This window comes from Serratia marcescens (assembly GCF_001902635.1).
Classification (GTDB): domain Bacteria; phylum Pseudomonadota; class Gammaproteobacteria; order Enterobacterales; family Enterobacteriaceae; genus Serratia; species Serratia marcescens_F.
Window position 1 is genome coordinate 1 of sequence record NZ_MJAO01000033.1, and the last position, 19,503, is coordinate 19,503.

Below are 19,503 nucleotides of genomic sequence, written 5' to 3' on the forward strand. Positions count from 1 at the left end.
GAAAGAGTTAAGTGGGGCATCCGTACCCTTCGATTTTGATGTCCACGCCATGATTTCCTGCGATGACGCGCCCGCACTGGAAAAAACGCTGCACGACCATTTGGAAAGTTACCGCATTAACAGAATTAACTTACGCAAAGAATTCTTCCGGGTGGATCTTAACAAGATAATTAACACCGTAGAACGTCATCATGGCCGGGTTGACTATATTGCTGATCCTGTAGCGCTACAGTATCTGCAAAGCCAGGAATATGCAGACAGCGAAGTTGCATAAACGATAACCTTTAATAATAGCTCCTGATACGTCAAATGGACAACGGGTCATGAATGACATCCCCACGCATAAAATAAAAACCGGCGGCGACCCGCGCATGCTGCCGGATTATGCCGCCCTTCGTGAAGAACTTCGTAAGCTGACGCATCCGGCTCGCCCGGATGTGAGCTGGCAGTATGTCGAAAAACTCTGTCTCTCAATGTTTGAGCAGAACGGTGTGGAACTGCAAACGGCAGCCTGGTATACGCTTGCGCGTACGCAACTGGCCGGGCTGTTCGGGCTCAATGAAGGGCTGGCGATACTCGAGGCACTGATAAGTCATCAGTGGGGGGCACTGTGGCCGCAGCCAGTCCATGCCCGTATGGAAATCCTCAGCAGTCTGAGCCAGCGCCTGCAGCAACGGATGCGCTCGCTGCCGCTGAATTACAGCGACCTCAGTCAGCTATACCGGGCGGAGCAACTGCTTACCAGCCTGGGAGAGGTGCTGCAGCGCCTGGAGCTTAAGCATCTGAGCCAGCTCGATACGTTACGTACCCTGATGCACAACAGTGCTGCCCGGCTGGAAAACAGTGATAATACAACCAGCACCGGGCTGAACATTCAGTCGGGTATCGTGTTGCCTACTGTGATGAACGGTGCGACAGCAGCCACAAGAGACCTTGCTGGAGGTCCGGATGAAGATATGCCAGACAACGCAGTGAAGTGGGTGTACGTTGCGCAGCCTGAACCGCAGCCAGAGCACCAAACGAATGTGGAAGTACAGACGGTAATGCCCACTTCGGCCAAAAAGTGGAAATCCTTCAGCGCCGGGATGTGTACCATGCTGATAATAAGTGCAGCCGCGGTGTGGAGCTGGCAGTATCTTCACCGACCTGACCCTCTACAGGCTCAGCTTGCAGCCTCACTGGCCCCGTTACCTGCCCCCCTCACGCCTGAGCAGATTGATGCGTTGCGCCAGCAGATTCCGTTACCGCAGGACTTTATCGCCCAGACACAGCAGCAGCTTGCCCGACTGGATAAGTTGCCGCCTGACTGGACTGTTGTCTATAGCCGGCAACTGGTTGAGCAGGCTGGAGTACTGTGGCCGGAGCAGGCAAAGCCTCTGGTACAACAGTGGCAGCAGCAACTTGATGCTGCTGCATTACCGGTAGAACAGCTTAATGGCTGGTATCAGGGGATGACAGCGTTACAAAAACTGAGTGACCGCCTGAACGGGCTTGATGAGCAGAAGGGAAAATACATGACAGTCAGTGAACTGAAGTCCATTGTATTTTCCGTCCGACAGTCTTTTAACCAGTCCATACCGGCCGAAGAGCAATTGCGTGTAATGTCAGAAAGTCCTGCTGGAGTACCTTTACCAGCTGTTGCCAGAGTTCAACTTGAAATGCATTTGAAGCAACTGATCACCCGATATGCGATACTGGTCCAGCCTGAAATGCATCGTATCACTGATAATAAAAATAATATTGATGAATAAAAAACGGATAATGCAAAAGGAGTGGCGGAGCAATTAAGTATTTGAGGTCAGATTCTTACACCAACGAAAAAGCAGATGCCCGAGCAACCATGCATCATCAAACTTATTGTAGATAATGCTATTTCTATTATTCACTATAGTGTCAAAATCCAGGAGGGCAGGAGTATGCCGACAAATAAAGCAGAAGAATTTCTCACCGCTTTAGCGGACGAGCTTGCAATCAGTGAGTCTCGCTATGAACAGGCATGCCGTAGCTACACATCACTTGGTGAATGGCTTCATCGGCCAGAATCTGCTGTCATCCAATATGATCCACAAGTTTATGTACAAGGATCATTTCGACTGAGCCTGTACATAAATTTGTGTAATTGCCTGATTTTGATATGTTCAACCCGACATCATAAACAGGTTAATTTATGGACGAAAAACAGTTGCAGGCCCTGGCTAACGAACTGGCCAAAAATCTCAAAACCCCTGACGATCTCAGCCAGTTCGATCGTCTGCTGAAGAAAATCTGCGTTGAGGCGGCTCTGAACGCCGAAATGTCACACCATCTGGGCTACGATAAAAACCAGCCTAAACCGGGTGCCAACTCCCGCAACGGCTATTCCACAAAGACCGTTATCACGGGCGATGGCCCTCTGGAACTACGTACTCCGCGCGATCGTGATGGCTCTTTCGAACCGCTTCTGGTGAAGAAAAACCAGACCCGGATCACCGGGATGGATAGCCAGATTTTATCGTTGTACGCCAAAGGGATGACCACCCGTGAGATAGCAGCAGCGTTCAAAGAACTGTATGACGCAGATGTCTCACCTGCGCTGGTCTCGAAGGTCACCGACGCCGTGATGGAGCAGGTCACTGAATGGCAAAATCGCCCACTGGATGCGATATATCCCATTGTTTATCTTGACTGTATCGTGCTGAAAGTCCGGCAGGACAGCCGCATCATCAACAAATCCGTATTCCTGGCACTGGGTATCAATATCGAAGGGCAGAAAGAACTGCTGGGTATGTGGCTGGCCGAAAACGAGGGTGCGAAGTTCTGGCTCAATGTGCTGACTGAGCTGAAAAACCGTGGTCTTAACGATATCCTCATTGCCTGCGTTGACGGCCTGAAAGGCTTCCCGGACGCCATCAATACGGTATATCCGGAAGCCCGCATCCAGCTGTGCATCGTGCATATGGTGCGAAACAGCCTGCGGTTCGTCTCCTGGAAAGACTACAAAGCCGTCACCCGTGATCTGAAAGCTATCTACCAGGCCCCCACAGAAGAAGCAGGGCTGCAGGCTCTGGAAGCGTTCGGCAGCGCCTGGGACAGCCGTTATCCACAGATAAGCCGGAGCTGGCAGTCAAACTGGAGCAATCTGTCGACGTTCTTCTCATATCCACAGGAGCTTCGCAAGGTGATCTACACGACCAACGCGATCGAATCGCTGAACAGTGTGATCCGGCATGCCATCAAGAAACGCAAGGTGTTCCCGACAGATGAATCAGTAAAAAAGGTGGTGTGGCTTGCCATCCAGGCAGCGTCCCGGAAATGGACAATGCCCCTTCAGGACTGGCGGATGGCAATGAGCCGATTTATTATCGAGTTTGGTGACCGCCTGGACGGCCACTACTGAGAAAGGCATTTACACAGAATCGTGTACAGGGTCTGTATTATTATTTTTCTATTTTACTAAGACTTTCAATACCAACAATTTTCTTTAAAACATCAAGGTATTCACATTTATTATCATAAAGCCAGTGAATAACATCATTTGTGCGAAGTAATTTGGCTATGTAAGACTTGACTATAATTAGATTAAGATTGTTTTCGGCGTATTCATTCTGAATATTCTGTGTTTCAATCTGAAGTGCAGCCATTTCTTTTTCCAAGCGGGCAAGTGTTTTTACCATGTCTTTGTCTTCGGTAGTATTATCAATTTGTCTGACAAGATGCTCTGACGGTAAAGTGTGCAACATAGAGAGTGCAAATTTTTTGGTAAAGTTATTGAGTGTTATCATTGTGGTAACAAATTCAATCTGTTTATAGGGTTTAATCCTGCGTAGTATATCGAAGACGTTCTGAGATACATTTTTTTCGGCCAGCAAAGCAAGTACCTCTTTTGCTATACCATCAGAAATACGGAGTCGTGTATTGATGATGCTTTGAGATAAACCAAGCACGGCACAAAGTTTCTCGACCGGGACACCTGACTCAACCGCTTTTTGAAGCATCTTTTGTTCCTGAAGAATTGTTAAATGATTGACTCGTTTGTTATAGGAGTAAGTATCCTCAACTGGGGAGATTAGGCAATGGGCATGAGCTATGTTCAGATCTTTCAATGCTTCGATGCGTAAGTGTCCGTCTAGTACCTTTTGCTCTTCATTATCATTGATAAATATAATGACTGGCTCTATTAAACCAATTTCTGCAATTGAGCTAACAATTTGTTTGTATTTCCCACTTGATTTTATGTTGACAGGAAGTGTTCGTGATGGGATTAATTTATCTATCAGATATGACTGAAAGTGATTATTAAAACATTGCTTTATCATATTTATTTCCTCTTGTTATCTATCGGGAACCAAAGCTTCCGGGATATCATTGATATTGTTTTCATGTAAAAGATTACAGAAATCACTGTCCTGGACTAGTTTTCTGAAAACTTCTTTTACTACCATAAGTGTCTCACGTGCATACTTTGCTTTTACCTGAATATCTCTGTGTTCGTCAGCATTTCTTTGATAGATAACGGCAAGCTCCTCTGGTGTGTATTTTTTCTGAACTCTTTTGGGTGTATATGTTTTGTTTGTGGAGCCTTTGTTACCTTTTTTACGATTTTCAATTATTCGCTTGATAATATTGATTTGTCTTCCTTTAATATTTCCATTCAGTAGGGCCTCTGTCAGTGAATCTTGAATGGACTCATCGGTGGAACGAGATATTTCTACCGCAAGGTATAAAGGAATATGACCGGCTTCGAAAGCAGCAAGTAGCTTTTTCTCACCTCTTCCCAACAGCGTTGTTACTCCCTGTACCCAACTGACCGTGTATCCGAGACGCTCACTAATATCTTTATCGTTTAGTCCCTGATCTTTTAACTGTCGAACGCTGTCAAGAAGTTCGGTTGCCCTAGGTTTCCTTCTGGCTATATTCTCAGCCAGACTCATCAGGTGCCCTGTTTCTTCATTAACATCCCTGATGACTGCTGGTATGTGAGTCTCCTGATAATGTTGATAAGCTTCAAGTCTTCCTTGGCCACAAATTAAAGCATATTCAAACTTATCATGTACAATTCGGCGAACTGTCACCGGACGTTTTAGCCCAATTTTATGAATATTTTCTTTAATCTCATTGTGATTGAACTTATCTCTTTTACGAGGGTTGACGACCATTATTTTACTGATTTCAATAAGATCAATTTTTTCTTCTTTCATGCTATAGCTCCTGTAGTTTTATTCTTCTTATTAATCTATAAAAAGAGGATAGATTATCAAATCGGTATAAGTCGAAGCAGTAAGGATTTGTCTCCTTCAGGGATATAGTCTGTGAAATAATATCTATCGCTGGGAAAATATAGTAATCGACAACCGCTTGATTAGTACTGTCCATTCTTACAGCAATATTGATATCGGGAGAGAAATTGTAGTTGAAATTTATCTTCCACCTGAGACTATTTGGCCCCGTACGCCTACATCGGGAAGTTTGTATAGATAGAGTGAACTCATCATTGATATGAAAAACTCCTGTCGTTGATGCATCACTAATCCAGCCTCCTTCATTGCTAATATTGCCAATGATTGAGTTGGTCATTTCTGCGTTTAAGTTCTTAATGAACTTGTTGGTTTCAAGCCAGCTGTAATCAGTTTCTGGTGTGTAACCGATTAAATGATAAACGCGCAAAAGGCTTCCGAAACGATAACGATAGACGCTGCTGGAAGGGAAGCGTTCTTCTTCGTCAATAATAATTCCTGAAAGCCTACCTCTCTTTTTTAGTAATGTGTGTAATTTTTCAAGTAGTTCTTCTTCAGATAAGCGAATGGCTCGTGATCTGATAATTTCATTTGCACGTTTAAATTTATCAAGGCTTATAACTGGAGTATAAGCACCATCGCACCGAATCCATTCCTCTTCGGGGTTGAGGACATACTGTTGTTTTAGTTTAAACGATGTTTTGTTATAAATACTGTTACCAATGTATTTTTCATTGGTCAGTATTTGATGAATCTTTGCTCTGCTCCATGTACTTCCATTTTCTGCCAGGATCTGTTTGCGATTTAATTCTGATGCAATGACCAGTTCTGGTTTACCTTCGTCATTAAACATATCGAATATATGGTTAACAATGTCGATCTCTTCCTGTGGTCCCGGTGTCAATATGACCCGATCTGTCTGGATACTTTTACGCTGGCCGAATGTAAGCTGTCCCTTTTCATCATGATTTTCATCAATCAGTAAGCGGCGCAGTCCATAACCTGGCAGACCGCCCTGATGATATCCTCTTTTTATGAGATTCATCTGGCCCAGAAACACTTTCTCTGACTGGTTTCTGCTAAAACTGGCTGCACCATGTCTTGAAAGTGCTAGGCCCAGTGTGAACATTTCAGGCTGAGCTTCAGAGAAGTGCTCTGCACAATAAATAATTTTCACCCCACTTTTTTTAAGTAAGTGAGAGTAATGTCCCGCCTCGTCAGCATCCTGAAATCGTCCAAAACGACTTACGTCATAAACCAGAATGTATGAGACGGAAATTTGGTGATGCAATACATCATTAATCAATTTTTTCAGACCCGGCCTTCCTGATAAATTTAATCCGCTTTTCCCTGCATCACTGTAAGACTTAATAATGGTGATGTTGTTTTTTTTGGCATATTCCCTGATGTATCCTGACTGGTTATCCAGAGAGTACTTCTGGTGGTCAGTGGACATTCTTATATATTCAACGGCATGTCGAATGGACAAGTGATAGCTCCGTAAAAATTAAAAAATGTATTCTGATAATTAATTGCTGACCTGTTTTTTGCAATGTTTATTTAAGGTGAGCTTGTTTTTTTTTGAGTTTGGTCAAATATCTGATTGGTTATATGTTATTTTTTTAAACATTTTATCGAAGTTGCTGTCTATATCGCTGCTGTTTCTTTTTGAATATTTTGATGGTTGTGTATGTTTGGAGGATGGTAATTCAAGGATGGGATTGTGTTTTAGATATGATTGTTGGTGGTATGCGTTCTCTGATATCTGGCCAAAAACAGTGGGTTTTTGATAAAAAATAGAAAGCTTTGTTGAACTTCTCAACCGTTATGACGATTGATGAGCGTTTCGACAGCCCACGACATTATGTCAAACCCCACGCGTAGGGAAGCGCGTTTATCGAAGACTGGCTAAGGGAGGGGGACTCGCACCCCCGTCAGTAGACACACCGTCATTCCCCCGCCTACGATTCTACGCTGGCTTAGGAAAGCCGCGAGTGTGCTAGAATGTGGGATGATTAAGCTGATGAATTTCGATACGCTGGTGGCAATGAGAAACCCACCACTTATCGATGATAGTCTGCTACAGGGGATGTATGCCATTAACCAGCTGCGCTGGCGTACCTATCTGGTTGTCAAGGTAGCCGATAGTTGCAGCTTACTTATATGCGATGTAAGAGCTGATATGCAAAATAATGATGAGCTTTATGTCTCTGTCGATATTGAAACATCGGGCCCAATCCCTGGTGAGTACAGCATGCTTTCCATCGGTGCTTGCCTTGTAAGCGATCCTAAAAAGTCATTGTATCTCACACTACAGCCCGATGGTGTAAAGTGCGATCCGGAGGCTCTCGCCGTGACAGGGTTGGATCTGGATACGTTGGCGCGTGAAGGCCTCGCTCCATTGAATGCAATGGCCGAGCTGGATAAATGGTTAACATCAGTATGCCCTGCAGGTAAAAAAGCCATTTTTATTGGCCTCAATACCCCCTTCGACTGGTCGTTTGTGAACTATTACTTCCACAAGTACTTGGGTAAAAATCCTTTTGGATTCACAGCAATAGATATAAAGGCTTACTTTATGGGGGCAACAGGCAGCAGATGGAGAGAAACCAAATCCTCTCGAATGTCCGCCATACTTAAACCATGCAGCGAACCGAGCCATAACGCTCTGGACGATGCACGCTTTCAGGCGGAGCTGTTTGCTCTTATGCTGGCTAACTGGGATAACGCCAAGAAAAACCACGGCAACTGAAAAAAGTTACTCTAATCGAGTGGCCTCAACATACTGCCCCCCTCTAAAAGACCAGGCTTTAATACCTGCGGATTGGCTGGATTGACCGACGATAACGGCCAATGGGTGTGGGAGTTCTTTCGTATAGCGGGCGGCAAACCGAGAAAAGCTGTCTATATCTGCAGAGGAAATTTCTGGAATTTTTTGGGGATGAGTATGCCAATACCCAACCAGACGTAGTCCGGTAGTGTTTGCCCTATTTATCTCGTTCTGGCAACGCTGGTCATTGAGCTCTAGCCATGTCCGTCCTGCGCGATCGCTACTGTGAGGCAATGTGGCCAAAGCAAGTAACAGTCCATCTGGACAGTCGGGGGCTACGAAGAGTTGTCCCCCTCGCTCTGCTCCCCACCATCGTTGCTTATAACTACCCAGAACATCAGCCACTGCCTGGGAGACCAATAATTCAACATCCCCCGATCCCCATTTCCAGCGCCAGGCGATACTCGTCATTTCCCATTTTCCTTAATTACAGGCCACTCGCGCTCTAAAACGGTCTGCTGCACACCATCAGTTAAGCTTGGGCCGATATATGTTCCATTCAGAATGGCCACATCTTGCGGTCTGAATATACTGCTGGTCCAGACGGGGTTTCTTGTGCGTCCAGTCAAAATGTCAATCACCATGTGTGATGTCATTAAAGCGATGTTTGTCATGCCTAAAGATCCCCCTGGAATAAAACTTTCCCCACAGGCGGGAAGCTCGACGATGCCATCATCAGGCCACTGTGTAAATTTATAATTAAAATTTCCATTTTCATTAAATAAATTTCTGGCATCATAGGCTCCTTCCGGAGCGAAAATAGCATGTCCCACTAAGGCATTGGGTTCACTCCAGGCCTGGATTATCCCCCAGGATTTGCCCTCTGATTTTTCACGCCAAAGGCTTGCTTCCGAGTGCCAGTCCGCAGCAGTGACAACCACTAGATCGGCGTTCTCAAATATAGCCGGCTCTTGTAGCAACACGGACTCCGAAAATTTTACGCACGCGGTCACCTCAGTAAATGGGAGGTCCTTACGAATTCTTTCCCTCAGTGCTACCGCCTTAGCTCTTCCTAAATCATCGGCCCCCAGAACATGCCGGCCAATATTGGCCGAGACGAAAATATCAGGGTCTATTAGGGTTAAATGCCCCACGCCAGCACGAGCAAGCTGTAATGCTACTGCTCCTCCTAGTGAGCCAACACCAACGCAAACGACCCGGCATTTCTCAAGCGTTTTACTCGTCTTGCTTACATCTCGGGAATATACTTCAGCGCGATCAAGTATATCGAGCGTTGAGGTTCGAATTTGCGCTAAACGATGAGCACCCGTAATGGCTGGCCGCCTCCGGGCGGTTCTTAACCCGAACTTCATCCCTCGGTCCGCTTGTGTGCCTGGCAAGAAAATATTAAGGCAATACGCCGGTGCTCCCTCATTACCTGGCAGCTCGAGAACAATCCACTTGTTAATCAGTGAGTTGTGATTCTCAAGCCAGGAAAGGAATGCTGTCTCGTCATCAAGGGCCAGATGAGGCAGAAGCCATGGCAACAACTGGCCAGCAGCAGGCGTTCGAAGGTCAGGATAGCTTCTTAGCTTGATATAGAAACCGGGACTTTCCGTTGCCCGGAGCGATACGGAACGCCCAACCATACGTTTGTAATGCTGGCTAAGCACAAAGGCGTCCGTAGCCAACCAAACGGTCTCGTGCCCCGATGGTACGGCTTGTCGCGGATCGCTAAGAGCAAACAGTGCAGAGGCCACTTTCGGGCGGTCTAAGAGGATTAAGTTCTGCCGTGAGTGCTTATGTTGAATTGACCAATAAGACGTTATCTCGTTGCAGAACTCAGCATGGCGAAGCGTTGGGTCTGCCTCTGGCAGAGACAGTGAACAAATTTTTCTTAAACGAGAAATACAATCTTCAACAATAAACTCTGGTGAGCCTGTAATCGGGCGCTGCTGAAAACCATACAAACATAAACCGGCCGGTGTTGCATGTGGCCAGACTAGCCAAGGGGAAGGTTCAATGGATAACCGCAATAACTCTCGCGGAAAACTGTTAGGAAATGCGATGCGCAAGCGCCGCTCTTGCCCTGTATAATCTTGGGGCAGTGGGAAGTAAAAGCTGGCCGCTTCACCAAATCGTAAAGGGGCTGGTTGCAGTAAAGCGGTCGCAGCTTCTGCTCCCAAGGAGCTGTGCAGCGCGGCAATACCGCGCTGCAGAAATGTATCAGATAAGTCAGCCAAGACGTTCCACCGGTTTTACTTTAGCTTGGGAACTGCCCGCAGTGCTTGTTCCCCCAAAAAGTGCTCCCATCGATACCGTGTTTCTTGTCGTCCCATCGGTGCGACCTGGCAGCGTCCAGTTCGCAGGAATTTCATTATTAATGGCAGTAATGAAGGTGTTCCCTATGCCGAAGCTCTCATTAATCGCTTTGGTGAAATCGTCTGCAGATGCAAAACTTTCCAGCCCCAAGGATATTGCGGCCCCTGCATCGAGATACCAGTCGCAGAAGGCTTTGTGATACATAGGGCCGTCAAGAGGGCGATTCCATTTTTCAGCAAAATTCTCGCCATTATCTGCAGGATTGCAAACAAAGTAACGAACGCCGTCATACTTAACGTGTCGTTGCATGCGTTGGACAATGCCCAAAATGGCATCCAGTGGCCTAAGGGGGGTTGATTTCGAGGCTTCGACCATATCAAGGTAGGCGTGCGTAGCCAGGGTTGTGATCACTGCTGAAATGGGGCGGTGTTCTTCATTTTCAGTCCGAATAGCCCATTCATCACGGTGTCGCTTCAGAAGCTTGATCGTTGCGCGAAGTGGATCCTGGTCGAGGTACTCTCCATATTCAGGCAGCGGAGCCTGCGTCGCAGAATCAGCTGTCGCGTGATTTTTAGCCAGAATCAAATTCTCAAGGACGATCTCTTGCGTGGAGGCAACCTGTAGCCAGTTTGAATACGGTATCGGACTGCTTGCCTTCCATCCGGCCACCCGGTCTGGAACCTCCAGCTTGCCCTCGCCATTCGACTCATAATTGCCTGCAATAGCGCGCGCAGGCGTCACGTCGATATGAAAACCTGGATTCTCATCGGAATAGACAATTCGGATCCCGCGGCGCAACTGCTGGATATCTTCCTGCACGCGGCTGCCTTCTCTGAACCGCTCTTCGATGGCTGCTAAAATGTCGTCAGCACCGGCACCTTGCGCATGGGGTAACCAGATAATGGCATCAGCGTCGATGGTGTTTAAATCATCAGGTGCGCCGGAAACGGGTTTTACCGTTGTTTTTAATCGGATCGAGCCTTGAACGAAAATATGTGCGTCGGCCAACAGTGGGTTATCTGACGCAGAGAGGATCCCTTCTAATTGAGAATAACGTCCGTTGATTGTTTTATACTGCGCTTCGGACAGAGAAATCTCCCGAGCGGCGCGAAGCAGGAAGTGTTCCCATCCTGCACGTTTGTTTTGTTCGTTTGTTAAGATCATGCTTGTGTCTCCTGGCCGTGCGGGCCTATAGATAGTGTCGATTTGAATTGACCATTCTCGTCTCGGTCGAAGACCATATAAGAATGCTGGTGTTGTGTCGTAAGCAATGCGCCAAACTCAATGGCCAAAGCTGCGGGAATGGCGGGATACAAGTGGATGGCATCAGGGGTCAGAGCTTCAAGCTGGCTCAGATATTTTTGAAGTTCATTACGAAATGCATGAATGACGTGACGGTTGTGTACCATCATATAGCTGGGTTCAGGGATGGTGAATTCAGCAATACGTGCTCCAGGTAAGGCCGCTAAAACATCACGATGTGGAATCTGAGCTGAGATTGATAACACTAATGCGATGGGGCCCTCACCATCAGGAGGTGGGGTAAATTGAAATGCTGGTGGTTCAGCCGTCAGATCTGGCCAACTGAGTCGAGATTCGCGGTTGAACGAAAACAGCAAACGATTGGAACGATCGCCAATAGCTTGCCCTAAAAGCATCAGCGCAGGAATATCTGCGACACCTACGACAGCCAGTGCCGGAATATCACCATAACGCCCCCCACGGCGTCTTAGTTGTCCTTCCAGGTCATGCTGGATGTTGTCTTTGATATTTTGCCAATATAACGCATCTCTACCGCGAGAACTTGGCGCAGGAAGAATAATTTTGATTTCGTGGTCAAATGCCGTCAGACCTTCAGCCGACATGGCCATGAGCAGATCGCGGGCAGCAATGTCATTGTTTGTCGAAAAATGTTGGCTTTGTACGATGACAGGAACTGCACGCCCCGCATCAGGCATGGTTGCAGCAAGGCGGATTCGTTCTAGGAATGCCTGGTGTAACCCTGTCAAATCATGTTCCGGATACCCATCAGCATCACGATCAATTTTATCATGACATCCAGGGCACAAAAGCATGAGGTTGTTACTGTCGTTTGTGAGAGCTTGTGCCTTGGCTTCATCATGTTCCTTACTTCCACGTGGCCCTTTGGGGCTGGCCGGCATGATATGAGCAACTTCTCCCCATCTCATAGAGCGCCCCGCACGATAATCATAAGTGAGATCTGCTCCACACAGTTCGCAGTGACCAGCACTTTGTGCCCAAACTATCTGTTTGCTCGCCTCACTAGTGTTATATCGTCCATTCGCAGTATTAGTTTTTTCTTTTTTTGACAATTCAATTCTCCTTTAGCTTCCCCTGAAAATGAACCGTTGGTTACTACAACAGATGAGCAGAGAAAATCATATTGTGGCTTTTAAGTTTTATTTCAAGAGAGGAACGATAAATAAAACAGCTGCCTCACAAAAAAGAGGTGCTTGTTTAAACGATAAGAAAAAACATGCGACATCATTCATAGCAGCTTTGAGACCTTAATCGCAAAATACCACTAAAAAGATAATAATATTCATTATCAACACTCATGCTGTGGTGTTGCTCCTTTAAAATATTCCACTGATTCATATTGTTATCGCGAGCTAGAAATTCCGTTTTATTAGAAAAAAGTAAGTTGCATTCAATAAAAACTGATTATGGATTCTATTGGTATTATTATCTTGAGAATTATTTCTTGGGGATGTATTTTCATCCGTTTAAACGAAAAAATACGCTCATTATTCCCCCTCACCAGATCAGCCTTCTGCTGATCTGGTGAGGGGGAGCTTTTACGTGATTACTGTAACAGTCATTGGCGCATTTTTTGATAGAGTCTAATTCACAAGATGGTAATTGGAAGCATCGATGAAATGTATCAGCAACTCATGGTTGCCCTGAGCCCATGTTTTGAAAAGCTGCTACGGATGCGTTTATGGTCTATAAGTGATGTTATGTTCTGTGTGCCTGTAACCCCCTAGCGTTATGACGAGCAACTCTCCCATCAAGTGACTTTTACGACTTGTCTAGCTCCGTTGGCTAGGCTGATAGAGAGAACTGTAGGGAAGGGAGGCAAGCGAGATGGCTACGTGACGCCACTTGTTGGTATAAATGTTGGTATAAAAAAGTTCGATATTAAATTTTTTATTATTTTTCATAATGAATTGTGGTGGGTTAGAATCCTATAGGGGCCATTTTGCAGTCAATGGACGTCAACGGACGTCTTTTTTTATGCCTGAAATTCAGCTTATTAGCGGGTTTTTGCGCTTCCAGCTCTACCTTATTCTACCAACGTCATCCCGCATCAAGTCTTCATGGCCAGTACATGTGGGGTTCAATGAGCTCTTGTGCCGGCAAGCAGCAGCGGGGCGGTAGATGGCGCTTACCGACATGAAAGTAAGAAGTGCTGAACCGGCGGATAAAATCTGCAAGATTACCGATGACGAATGGATGCATTTGATGGTTCACCCTAACGGCTCCAGGTATTGGCATTTGTAATATCGTTTCGACGGCAAGCAAAAGATGCAGACATTGGGCATCTATCCGGCGGTGTCGCTCTACGAGGCAAGGCAACGAAGATATAAAGCGAAGTGGCATGTCGCCAACGGGGTCGATCCCGGCGAACAGCGCAAAGTAGAAAAGCAGGCTCGAAAACACCTTCGTTCCTGTTTAACTCAGGTTAAGGTCTATATGAAAATCGTCGTTGTATGAACCTGCTTTAATTATATAATCTTTTCCTCTGTTATGAGCAGTATTATGAAGTCTCCACGTCAGAACAAGGAGCGTTAAATGAAAAGCCTATTATCTCTGCTGATCGTCGCTATGTTGTCCGGATGCACGGGTCCCTGGGGGAACGGTTGGGGAATTATTCCTCAAAACTCGCAAGTGTGTCCGCAGGGCACAGACGCCGTTACGGGTGCGTGCCGATAAGGCTGATGTTGCCGCCTTCATCAGAGGGCGGTAACAAATTGACGCCACTCTTACAGGGCGGTTCCCCGTTCTACCTCTTGAAGCATTTTCAATGCGAACGCCAGTTTGAGGACCTCCTCTTCTTTCAGTCTATAATCCCGATGGCTCTTGGCGCTGAGGTAAGCTTCAAGGACATAAAAGGCACGCTTTGCCCCGTTATTCAGTCTCTAAACTAAGCACATCTTCATCGCTCAGTGAAAATATGATAAATGATGTGGTTTTTAAATCCATATAAAAAGCGGGATCTATTTAACTGATTGATGTTAATTGAAAAAATAAGTTAAATTAAGACTGTTATTGTCTCATGATACTGAGGGTGATTTCTTCTTGTTTTTTAAAGTACGTCACTGCGATATATATCTTGATATATATAGACTGATTTCATTACTTTCACTAGCAGATAATAAGCGTGAGGGTGAGGAGCCAAAATAACAGGGTGGCTAAAATTATCCCCAAACATCCTCCACCGGGTGTGGCGAGACCCAGGGTGATGATGTTCTTCAATGTTGTATATTTCATGATTGATTCAGTTCCTTCTGAAATCGGTGGCGTGTTGCCAGTGCAGGCTGACCCTCTTCTCTTTTGTGAAGAGAAAAGGGCCGCAGGCGGAGAGGACGCCTGCGGCGCAATCGTGAGCAACCGCGTAACCGGGGTTATGGGGATATCGCTTCAGCTTTCTATGTTCTCACCGTGGTCGCATTCGGCGGGACGTTGGGCGGATAGCCTTTCTCGCCGTAGGCCAGCGCCGGCGGCACCACCAGGGTTAACGTTCTGTTATTTTTCAGCTGGAGCAGGGCGTTGCTAAATAGTGTGTGAGTAACACAGTCCGCAGGGCTTCTATATTTAGGATTGCATCTGAAAAAGCTCAATGGTCATCACGCCCCTTCAGCCTTCTTTTTTTTGAGGGTGTTGGGATAGATTTCAGCAATACGCAAGGTATACACCATGGTCGCATTCGGCGGGACGTTGGGCGGATAGCCTTTCTCACCGTAGGCCAACTTCGGCGGCACCACCAGGGTTAACGTTCCGTGATTTTTAAGCTGGCGCAAGGCGTCGGCAAAGAGTGGCGGGAACTGCGACAGGGGCTGTGACAAGACGGCTCCGCTGGCGTCCATATCCTGGATAATTGTGCCGTCGCTCAGGGTTTCTTTCACCACCACATCCAACGTAGCATCTGGGGGGATAGCCCCATCGCCGGCATACTCAATGCGGTACCAGGCCCCCGTATCCGTACGTTTGGCCCGGGTATCTTTTTTAAAGGTGGCCAGGAAGCGTTCGCCTTTGCGGGTTTGTTCAGCGATGATGTTTTCTCTGGCGCGGGTAACCTGCGTTTCGGAGGCGGCCAACGCCTGATTAAGCTGCGTGTCGTCAAGTTGCCGCTGACCGGCGAAGGTGTCGATAATGCCAGCCAGCAGGATTTGCTTATCGGTCTTTACGCCCCATTTTTTGCGTTCCGCCTGCATCTGCAGGATTTCCTCACCTAAGGAGACACCTGCAGCGTAATCTTGCTGGCTCGAAGGTTTTTCCAATACGCTTTTGTCCATTTGCGTTGGGTTTTTGGCCCGTAAGGTTGTCAACTCAGTACGCAGGGCAGCGATGGCTGCAACATTATTGCCCAATTCCGCCTGCAAACTGGCCCGCTGTTGCTCCGACATTTCCTGTTGTTGGCGCTGTTTTTCGCTTTGTGTCGTGGTGCTAATCAGCTGCTTTTTTATATTTTCACTGCTGACAATTAGCGTTTGGTAATTTTTCTGCACGCCAGCCAGACGATCTTGTAGTATTGCGTTATCTTTTTCCTCTGCCCGTAATGCGTCCGTTAACTGGTTAATCTTTTCCCCATCTTCTTTACTGCTCTGTTTTTTATTCGTCATAAGTTCTGTTTTTAAGGTGAGCAGTTGAGCTTGTAGCTCATTATTCTGCTTTTCCAACCGCTTTTTGGATTGTTGCGCCTGCTTTAGAGTAGCCAAGACATGTTGTTCTTTTGGCGTAATTGCCAGTGCCTGGCGTAGGTTTTGCACCAGTTGGCTTAAATCTTTGATATCCGGCAAGGGCGCTGGTTTAGGTTGCTCTGTTTTCTCCGCTAATAATTTTTGCAGCATGCCTACTTTTTGTTCTAATTGTGAGATGGTGGCGCTCTGGGACTGTAACTCAGCAGTTTTGGTTTGCCAACGCACGGTCTGCGGTGGCGTTTTTCTCTCTATTCTGGGCGGTTTTTGCACGATTTTTGTTTTATCATTTTTTTGGGGCACTTCAGTGACAACAGGCAAGGGTGGGGGTAAATCTTGCTTATTATATCGCTCAGCGAACTGTAATAACGCCGGTATGCCAGTATTATCGTCAGCTAACGCCACTGGGATAAAAAATAGGTACCCTAACACGACTAGAGCTGGCAGGGGGCGGAGAAATGGCAGGGTAATATAGAGGCGCAGCCATTGGAAAGTCATTCATATTACCTTTCTTGTTGGGCTAAATGGAGCAATACCGCTTGATTAATTTCTGCGCATAACAAGCTAATTTTATAGTTGTATAAAGCATCTACGGTACTCTGTGTCTCACCGTTAACCTTGTTACGCAAACTGGCATATTGTGCGGCATTGCCCATCAGGCGATCAAAAGCTTGTTTAGTTACCGTGTAATCCTTGCTTTTAATGGAACTTAATACTGTGAGTTCTTGTTGACATTGCTGCACACGTTTAATTTCCTGTTCAGCCTTGGTGGGGAGGTTATTTTCAACGGTATTCACCGGCGAGCGACAGGCGCTTAATAGCAGCACTATGGCGAGAAATGGTAATTTAACGGTATTCGACTTATTCATCTTATAACTCCTCGTTAGCTATGTTTTACTCTTTACTTTGTGTTGACTATGAATGGGGTGGTATTACTGCCTCGTGTGATAATCAGAAGTGATAAATATTAGTCCTGCTGAGTCCTCCCCCCAGTAACCAGTAATTGAGTTCGGTATTTTGGGTGATGTTTAACTTACGCATGGCCGCTCTCTTATGAGCACTTACCGTTTTTTCGCTCACATTAAGATGTAACCCAATGGCTTGGTTATTCATTCCTAATCTCAAATATCTCATTATTTCATATTCACGGGGGGTTAATAATGTTCTGTGACTTCCTTTTTTTATGTTGGTGTTGTTTGTCGAGTAGATGGATTCTTTTCTGGATAACGATGATTCAAGTGCGTCAACTACATTTTCAATGCTTTGTTTTCGATTTATGAATTCAACTCCTTTTTTTACAATTTTATTGTAATGGGTTTTATTATAATTATACTCTTCAATTAAAAAGATAGATTGTTTTACCATGCTTGAGCAGCTCTGCAAGTAACCTAATTTAACTCCCAGTGCTTTTTCTATAAATATAATGTCCGAAGTGTTTTTATGCGCTATGGTTCCTGTAAAGGTTACATTGATTTTTTTACGGTTAAAGTACTGGCTTACGCCTAAGCGCAGACCCTCTGAAAAATAACGATTCTTATCTATGAGCAAGATGGTGACGGACATTTTAATTTCCATGGATCTATTTTTAAACGGTGCGGTTTTTTATAAGATCAATTCAGGTAAAAATGCTATTCGTGACGTAACGAAATCAGCAGTGCTGGGTTAATTTATTTATTACCTTGTGGTTGTAGTGTGTTATAACCCCAATGAGGATGTTAGCTAATTCGGTAATGATTCTATGCATTGATAAATGAGTGTCGATTGATTTATTCAGGGTAATGCTACCCATTCGGAATAACACAAATCAAGTAAGGCATGGATAGTGAATTGATTAATAGTGTATTTTTATTTATTCTTTTAATTCCAATGTAAAAATCAGCCCCTTTAGCTTCGGGGCTAATGCTCACATTCCACAGCTCTTCAGGAGTATTATCACTAGGATGAGGGATGACGTCAGATATAGTGATCATCTTCATGCCGTGGATGATTTTTGATGCAATTGAAAATTCAACCCTTCGATTTAGACTATATGTTTTACTATTGAAATTGACCGTCCCGTTCATAGAGAAAAACCCCTTTTTCCAGTCGGTTATGAACAACGTGACTGCAGCGTGAGTATATATTAAATTTCCTTCCTTATTGGGCGAGGGGGATTTTTTCTCAAGTTGAGTTACACAGCTAAAAGGCCCGATCGTATTACTCTTTAATTCTTTAATAACTATAATGAGAGAGAAGGTAATGATAATAGATAAAATAAAAATAATTTTAATGTAATCATTTTCTTTCACCCACTCCTCCTAGAGTACGTATGAATTAATAAGGTAAGTGGCTCCGATTTTTATCATGGTAATCATTGTTAAAATAGTGGTGAGATAAAATTAGCATTCATATCAGGCCATAGAGTTATCTGGCAGGTGGTCAAAATTGAGCGACTGAGTTGAGTCGCTATGGGTAACTGATATTGACTATGGCACTTCCCGCCCAACTGCCGGGGACTGCAGTACCAATCCCCAGGAGTTTGCCACTAACGGTGATGCGTTGACTGCCTGTTATCCGGTACTTGCCTGATTTTCCGTAGCCTTGCCCCCAGTCCAATTGTGCTTTCAGAGATCCCGAGCCACCGAGGGGGATCAGTTCGTCCGTATTCGTTTGGATAATGACATCGTAAGGCTGGTTACCGTCGCAATTCACCGACATAGAAGTGTTTGCTATTCGTTCTCTAGATCCAGTGGTGACAGTGCCAAAATCAAGTGTGAGCATGGGTTCAGTAATTCGGCAATCCCTTGCTTGCACGATCCCGCGCGCGCAGTTAGACACAATGCTATCATCGATTATCGAAGAACCAGCGTATGCGGCGGCCACAACTACGCAGGCGTCCGTGCCATAAAAAGTTGGAAGAAAGTCACTCCCTGTACGGGATTTATTTGTCACGTCGTTCCACCAACTTCCAAGGTTGGCATAATAGTAAATAGGAAATTTTGACGTCCAACTATCTGAGTCTGCAGTAGTATACGGCGCAATTCCGCCTGGTAGCCAGGACTCGGATATCGTAAAGAATTTCAGGTCGCACTGCACCCGTTGATAACATGGGTTCCTGTCGTGCGCCGCTGGAGCACCAACGACGGTAGCCGTGAATGAGTAACCCGGAGTTGATGGTACTGAAATCACTGAGGTCGTCATTTGCGCGAACGCAAGGGGAGTAATAAGAAAGGCAATAATGCCCCAAATGGTTTTTTTATTTTCATTGGGTTTAAAA

At 45.6% G+C, this 19,503-nt stretch carries 16 protein-coding genes and 1 pseudogene; 5 read left to right on the plus strand and 12 right to left on the minus strand.

What is annotated here, in order from left to right; genetic code table 11:
- From BHU62_RS22320 to BHU62_RS22335, 3 genes are all read left to right on the plus strand, one after another.
- Positions 1–274: GIY-YIG nuclease family protein (locus BHU62_RS22320; protein WP_139282317.1), on the plus strand; the 274-nt coding region annotated here is incomplete at its 5' end.
- A gap of 49 nt (positions 275–323) precedes the next feature.
- Positions 324–1,751 carry a VasL domain-containing protein gene (locus BHU62_RS22325; RefSeq protein ID WP_073534621.1) on the plus strand — a complete coding sequence of 476 codons (1,428 nt, stop codon included), beginning with the start codon at positions 324–326 and terminating at the stop codon, positions 1,749–1,751.
- Positions 1,752–2,167: 416 nt separating this feature from the next.
- Positions 2,168–3,376, plus strand: coding sequence for an IS256 family transposase (locus BHU62_RS22335; RefSeq protein ID WP_073534622.1), 1,209 nt, complete (start codon positions 2,168–2,170; stop codon positions 3,374–3,376).
- A gap of 40 nt (positions 3,377–3,416) precedes the next feature.
- On the opposite strand, the gene BHU62_RS22340 is transcribed toward BHU62_RS22335, so the two are convergent.
- Genes BHU62_RS22340 through BHU62_RS22350 form a run of 3 tightly spaced genes read right to left on the minus strand, consistent with a single transcriptional unit; the run spans position 3,417 to position 6,702 of the window.
- The gene (locus BHU62_RS22340) at positions 3,417–4,295 is read right to left on the minus strand and encodes a plasmid partitioning protein RepB C-terminal domain-containing protein (protein ID WP_073534623.1); all 879 of its coding nucleotides are present in this window, start codon (positions 4,293–4,295) and stop codon (positions 3,417–3,419) included.
- Positions 4,296–4,310: 15 nt separating this feature from the next.
- Positions 4,311–5,177 carry a ParB/RepB/Spo0J family partition protein gene (locus BHU62_RS22345; protein ID WP_073534624.1) on the minus strand — a complete coding sequence of 289 codons (867 nt, stop codon included), beginning with the start codon at positions 5,175–5,177 and terminating at the stop codon, positions 4,311–4,313.
- Position 5,178: 1 nt separating this feature from the next.
- The gene (locus tag BHU62_RS22350; protein WP_265341110.1) at positions 5,179–6,702 is read right to left on the minus strand and encodes a recombinase family protein; all 1,524 of its coding nucleotides are present in this window, start codon (positions 6,700–6,702) and stop codon (positions 5,179–5,181) included.
- A gap of 693 nt (positions 6,703–7,395) precedes the next feature.
- On the opposite strand from BHU62_RS22350, the gene BHU62_RS22355 reads away from it, so the two are divergent.
- Positions 7,396–7,965, plus strand: coding sequence for a 3'-5' exonuclease (locus BHU62_RS22355; protein ID WP_073534651.1), 570 nt, complete (start codon positions 7,396–7,398; stop codon positions 7,963–7,965).
- 6 nt (positions 7,966–7,971) lie between these two features.
- On the opposite strand, the gene BHU62_RS22360 is transcribed toward BHU62_RS22355, so the two are convergent.
- Genes BHU62_RS22360 through BHU62_RS22375 form a run of 4 tightly spaced genes read right to left on the minus strand, consistent with a single transcriptional unit; the run spans position 7,972 to position 12,638 of the window.
- A complete protein-coding gene (locus tag BHU62_RS22360) occupies positions 7,972–8,454 on the minus strand; it encodes a Mov34/MPN/PAD-1 family protein (RefSeq protein ID WP_073534626.1) in 483 nt (160 codons plus the stop codon).
- Positions 8,451–10,226, minus strand: a complete 1,776-nt coding sequence (locus BHU62_RS22365) for a HesA/MoeB/ThiF family protein (RefSeq protein WP_073534627.1) — start codon at positions 10,224–10,226, stop codon at positions 8,451–8,453. The genes BHU62_RS22360 and BHU62_RS22365 overlap by 4 nt, the downstream gene beginning before the upstream one ends.
- Positions 10,219–11,469 (minus strand): nucleotidyltransferase, encoded by a 1,251-nt coding sequence (locus tag BHU62_RS22370; RefSeq protein WP_073534628.1) that lies wholly within the window; start codon positions 11,467–11,469, stop codon positions 10,219–10,221. Before BHU62_RS22370 ends, BHU62_RS22365 begins: the two co-directional genes overlap by 8 nt.
- Entirely contained in the window at positions 11,466–12,638 is a 1,173-nt protein-coding gene (locus BHU62_RS22375) for an HNH endonuclease (RefSeq protein WP_073534629.1), read from the minus strand. Before BHU62_RS22375 ends, BHU62_RS22370 begins: the two co-directional genes overlap by 4 nt.
- A 1,069-nt stretch (positions 12,639–13,707) precedes the next feature.
- Here BHU62_RS22375 and BHU62_RS22380 point away from each other — a divergent pair.
- A pseudogene (locus BHU62_RS22380) lies at positions 13,708–13,974 on the plus strand (Arm DNA-binding domain-containing protein); the annotation flags it as partial.
- A gap of 1,004 nt (positions 13,975–14,978) precedes the next feature.
- Here BHU62_RS22380 and BHU62_RS25545 read toward each other — a convergent pair.
- The 5 genes from BHU62_RS25545 to BHU62_RS22410 all read right to left on the minus strand — a co-directional run bounded on the left by BHU62_RS25545 (position 14,979) and on the right by BHU62_RS22410 (position 18,535).
- Entirely contained in the window at positions 14,979–15,170 is a 192-nt protein-coding gene (locus BHU62_RS25545; protein ID WP_073534631.1) for an FKBP-type peptidyl-prolyl cis-trans isomerase, read from the minus strand.
- 6 nt (positions 15,171–15,176) lie between these two features.
- Positions 15,177–16,745: an FKBP-type peptidyl-prolyl cis-trans isomerase N-terminal domain-containing protein gene (locus tag BHU62_RS22395; RefSeq protein WP_073534632.1), complete on the minus strand. Its 1,569-nt coding sequence runs from the start codon at positions 16,743–16,745 to the stop codon at positions 15,177–15,179.
- 5 nt (positions 16,746–16,750) lie between these two features.
- Entirely contained in the window at positions 16,751–17,116 is a 366-nt protein-coding gene (locus BHU62_RS22400) for a hypothetical protein (protein WP_073534633.1), read from the minus strand.
- A gap of 82 nt (positions 17,117–17,198) precedes the next feature.
- Positions 17,199–17,810 carry a response regulator transcription factor gene (locus tag BHU62_RS22405; protein ID WP_073534634.1) on the minus strand — a complete coding sequence of 204 codons (612 nt, stop codon included), beginning with the start codon at positions 17,808–17,810 and terminating at the stop codon, positions 17,199–17,201.
- A 218-nt stretch (positions 17,811–18,028) separates the two neighbouring features.
- On the minus strand, positions 18,029–18,535 hold the full coding sequence (locus BHU62_RS22410; RefSeq protein WP_073534635.1) for a FidL-like protein: 507 nt from the start codon (positions 18,533–18,535) through the stop codon (positions 18,029–18,031).
- Positions 18,536–19,503 lie beyond the last annotated feature (968 nt).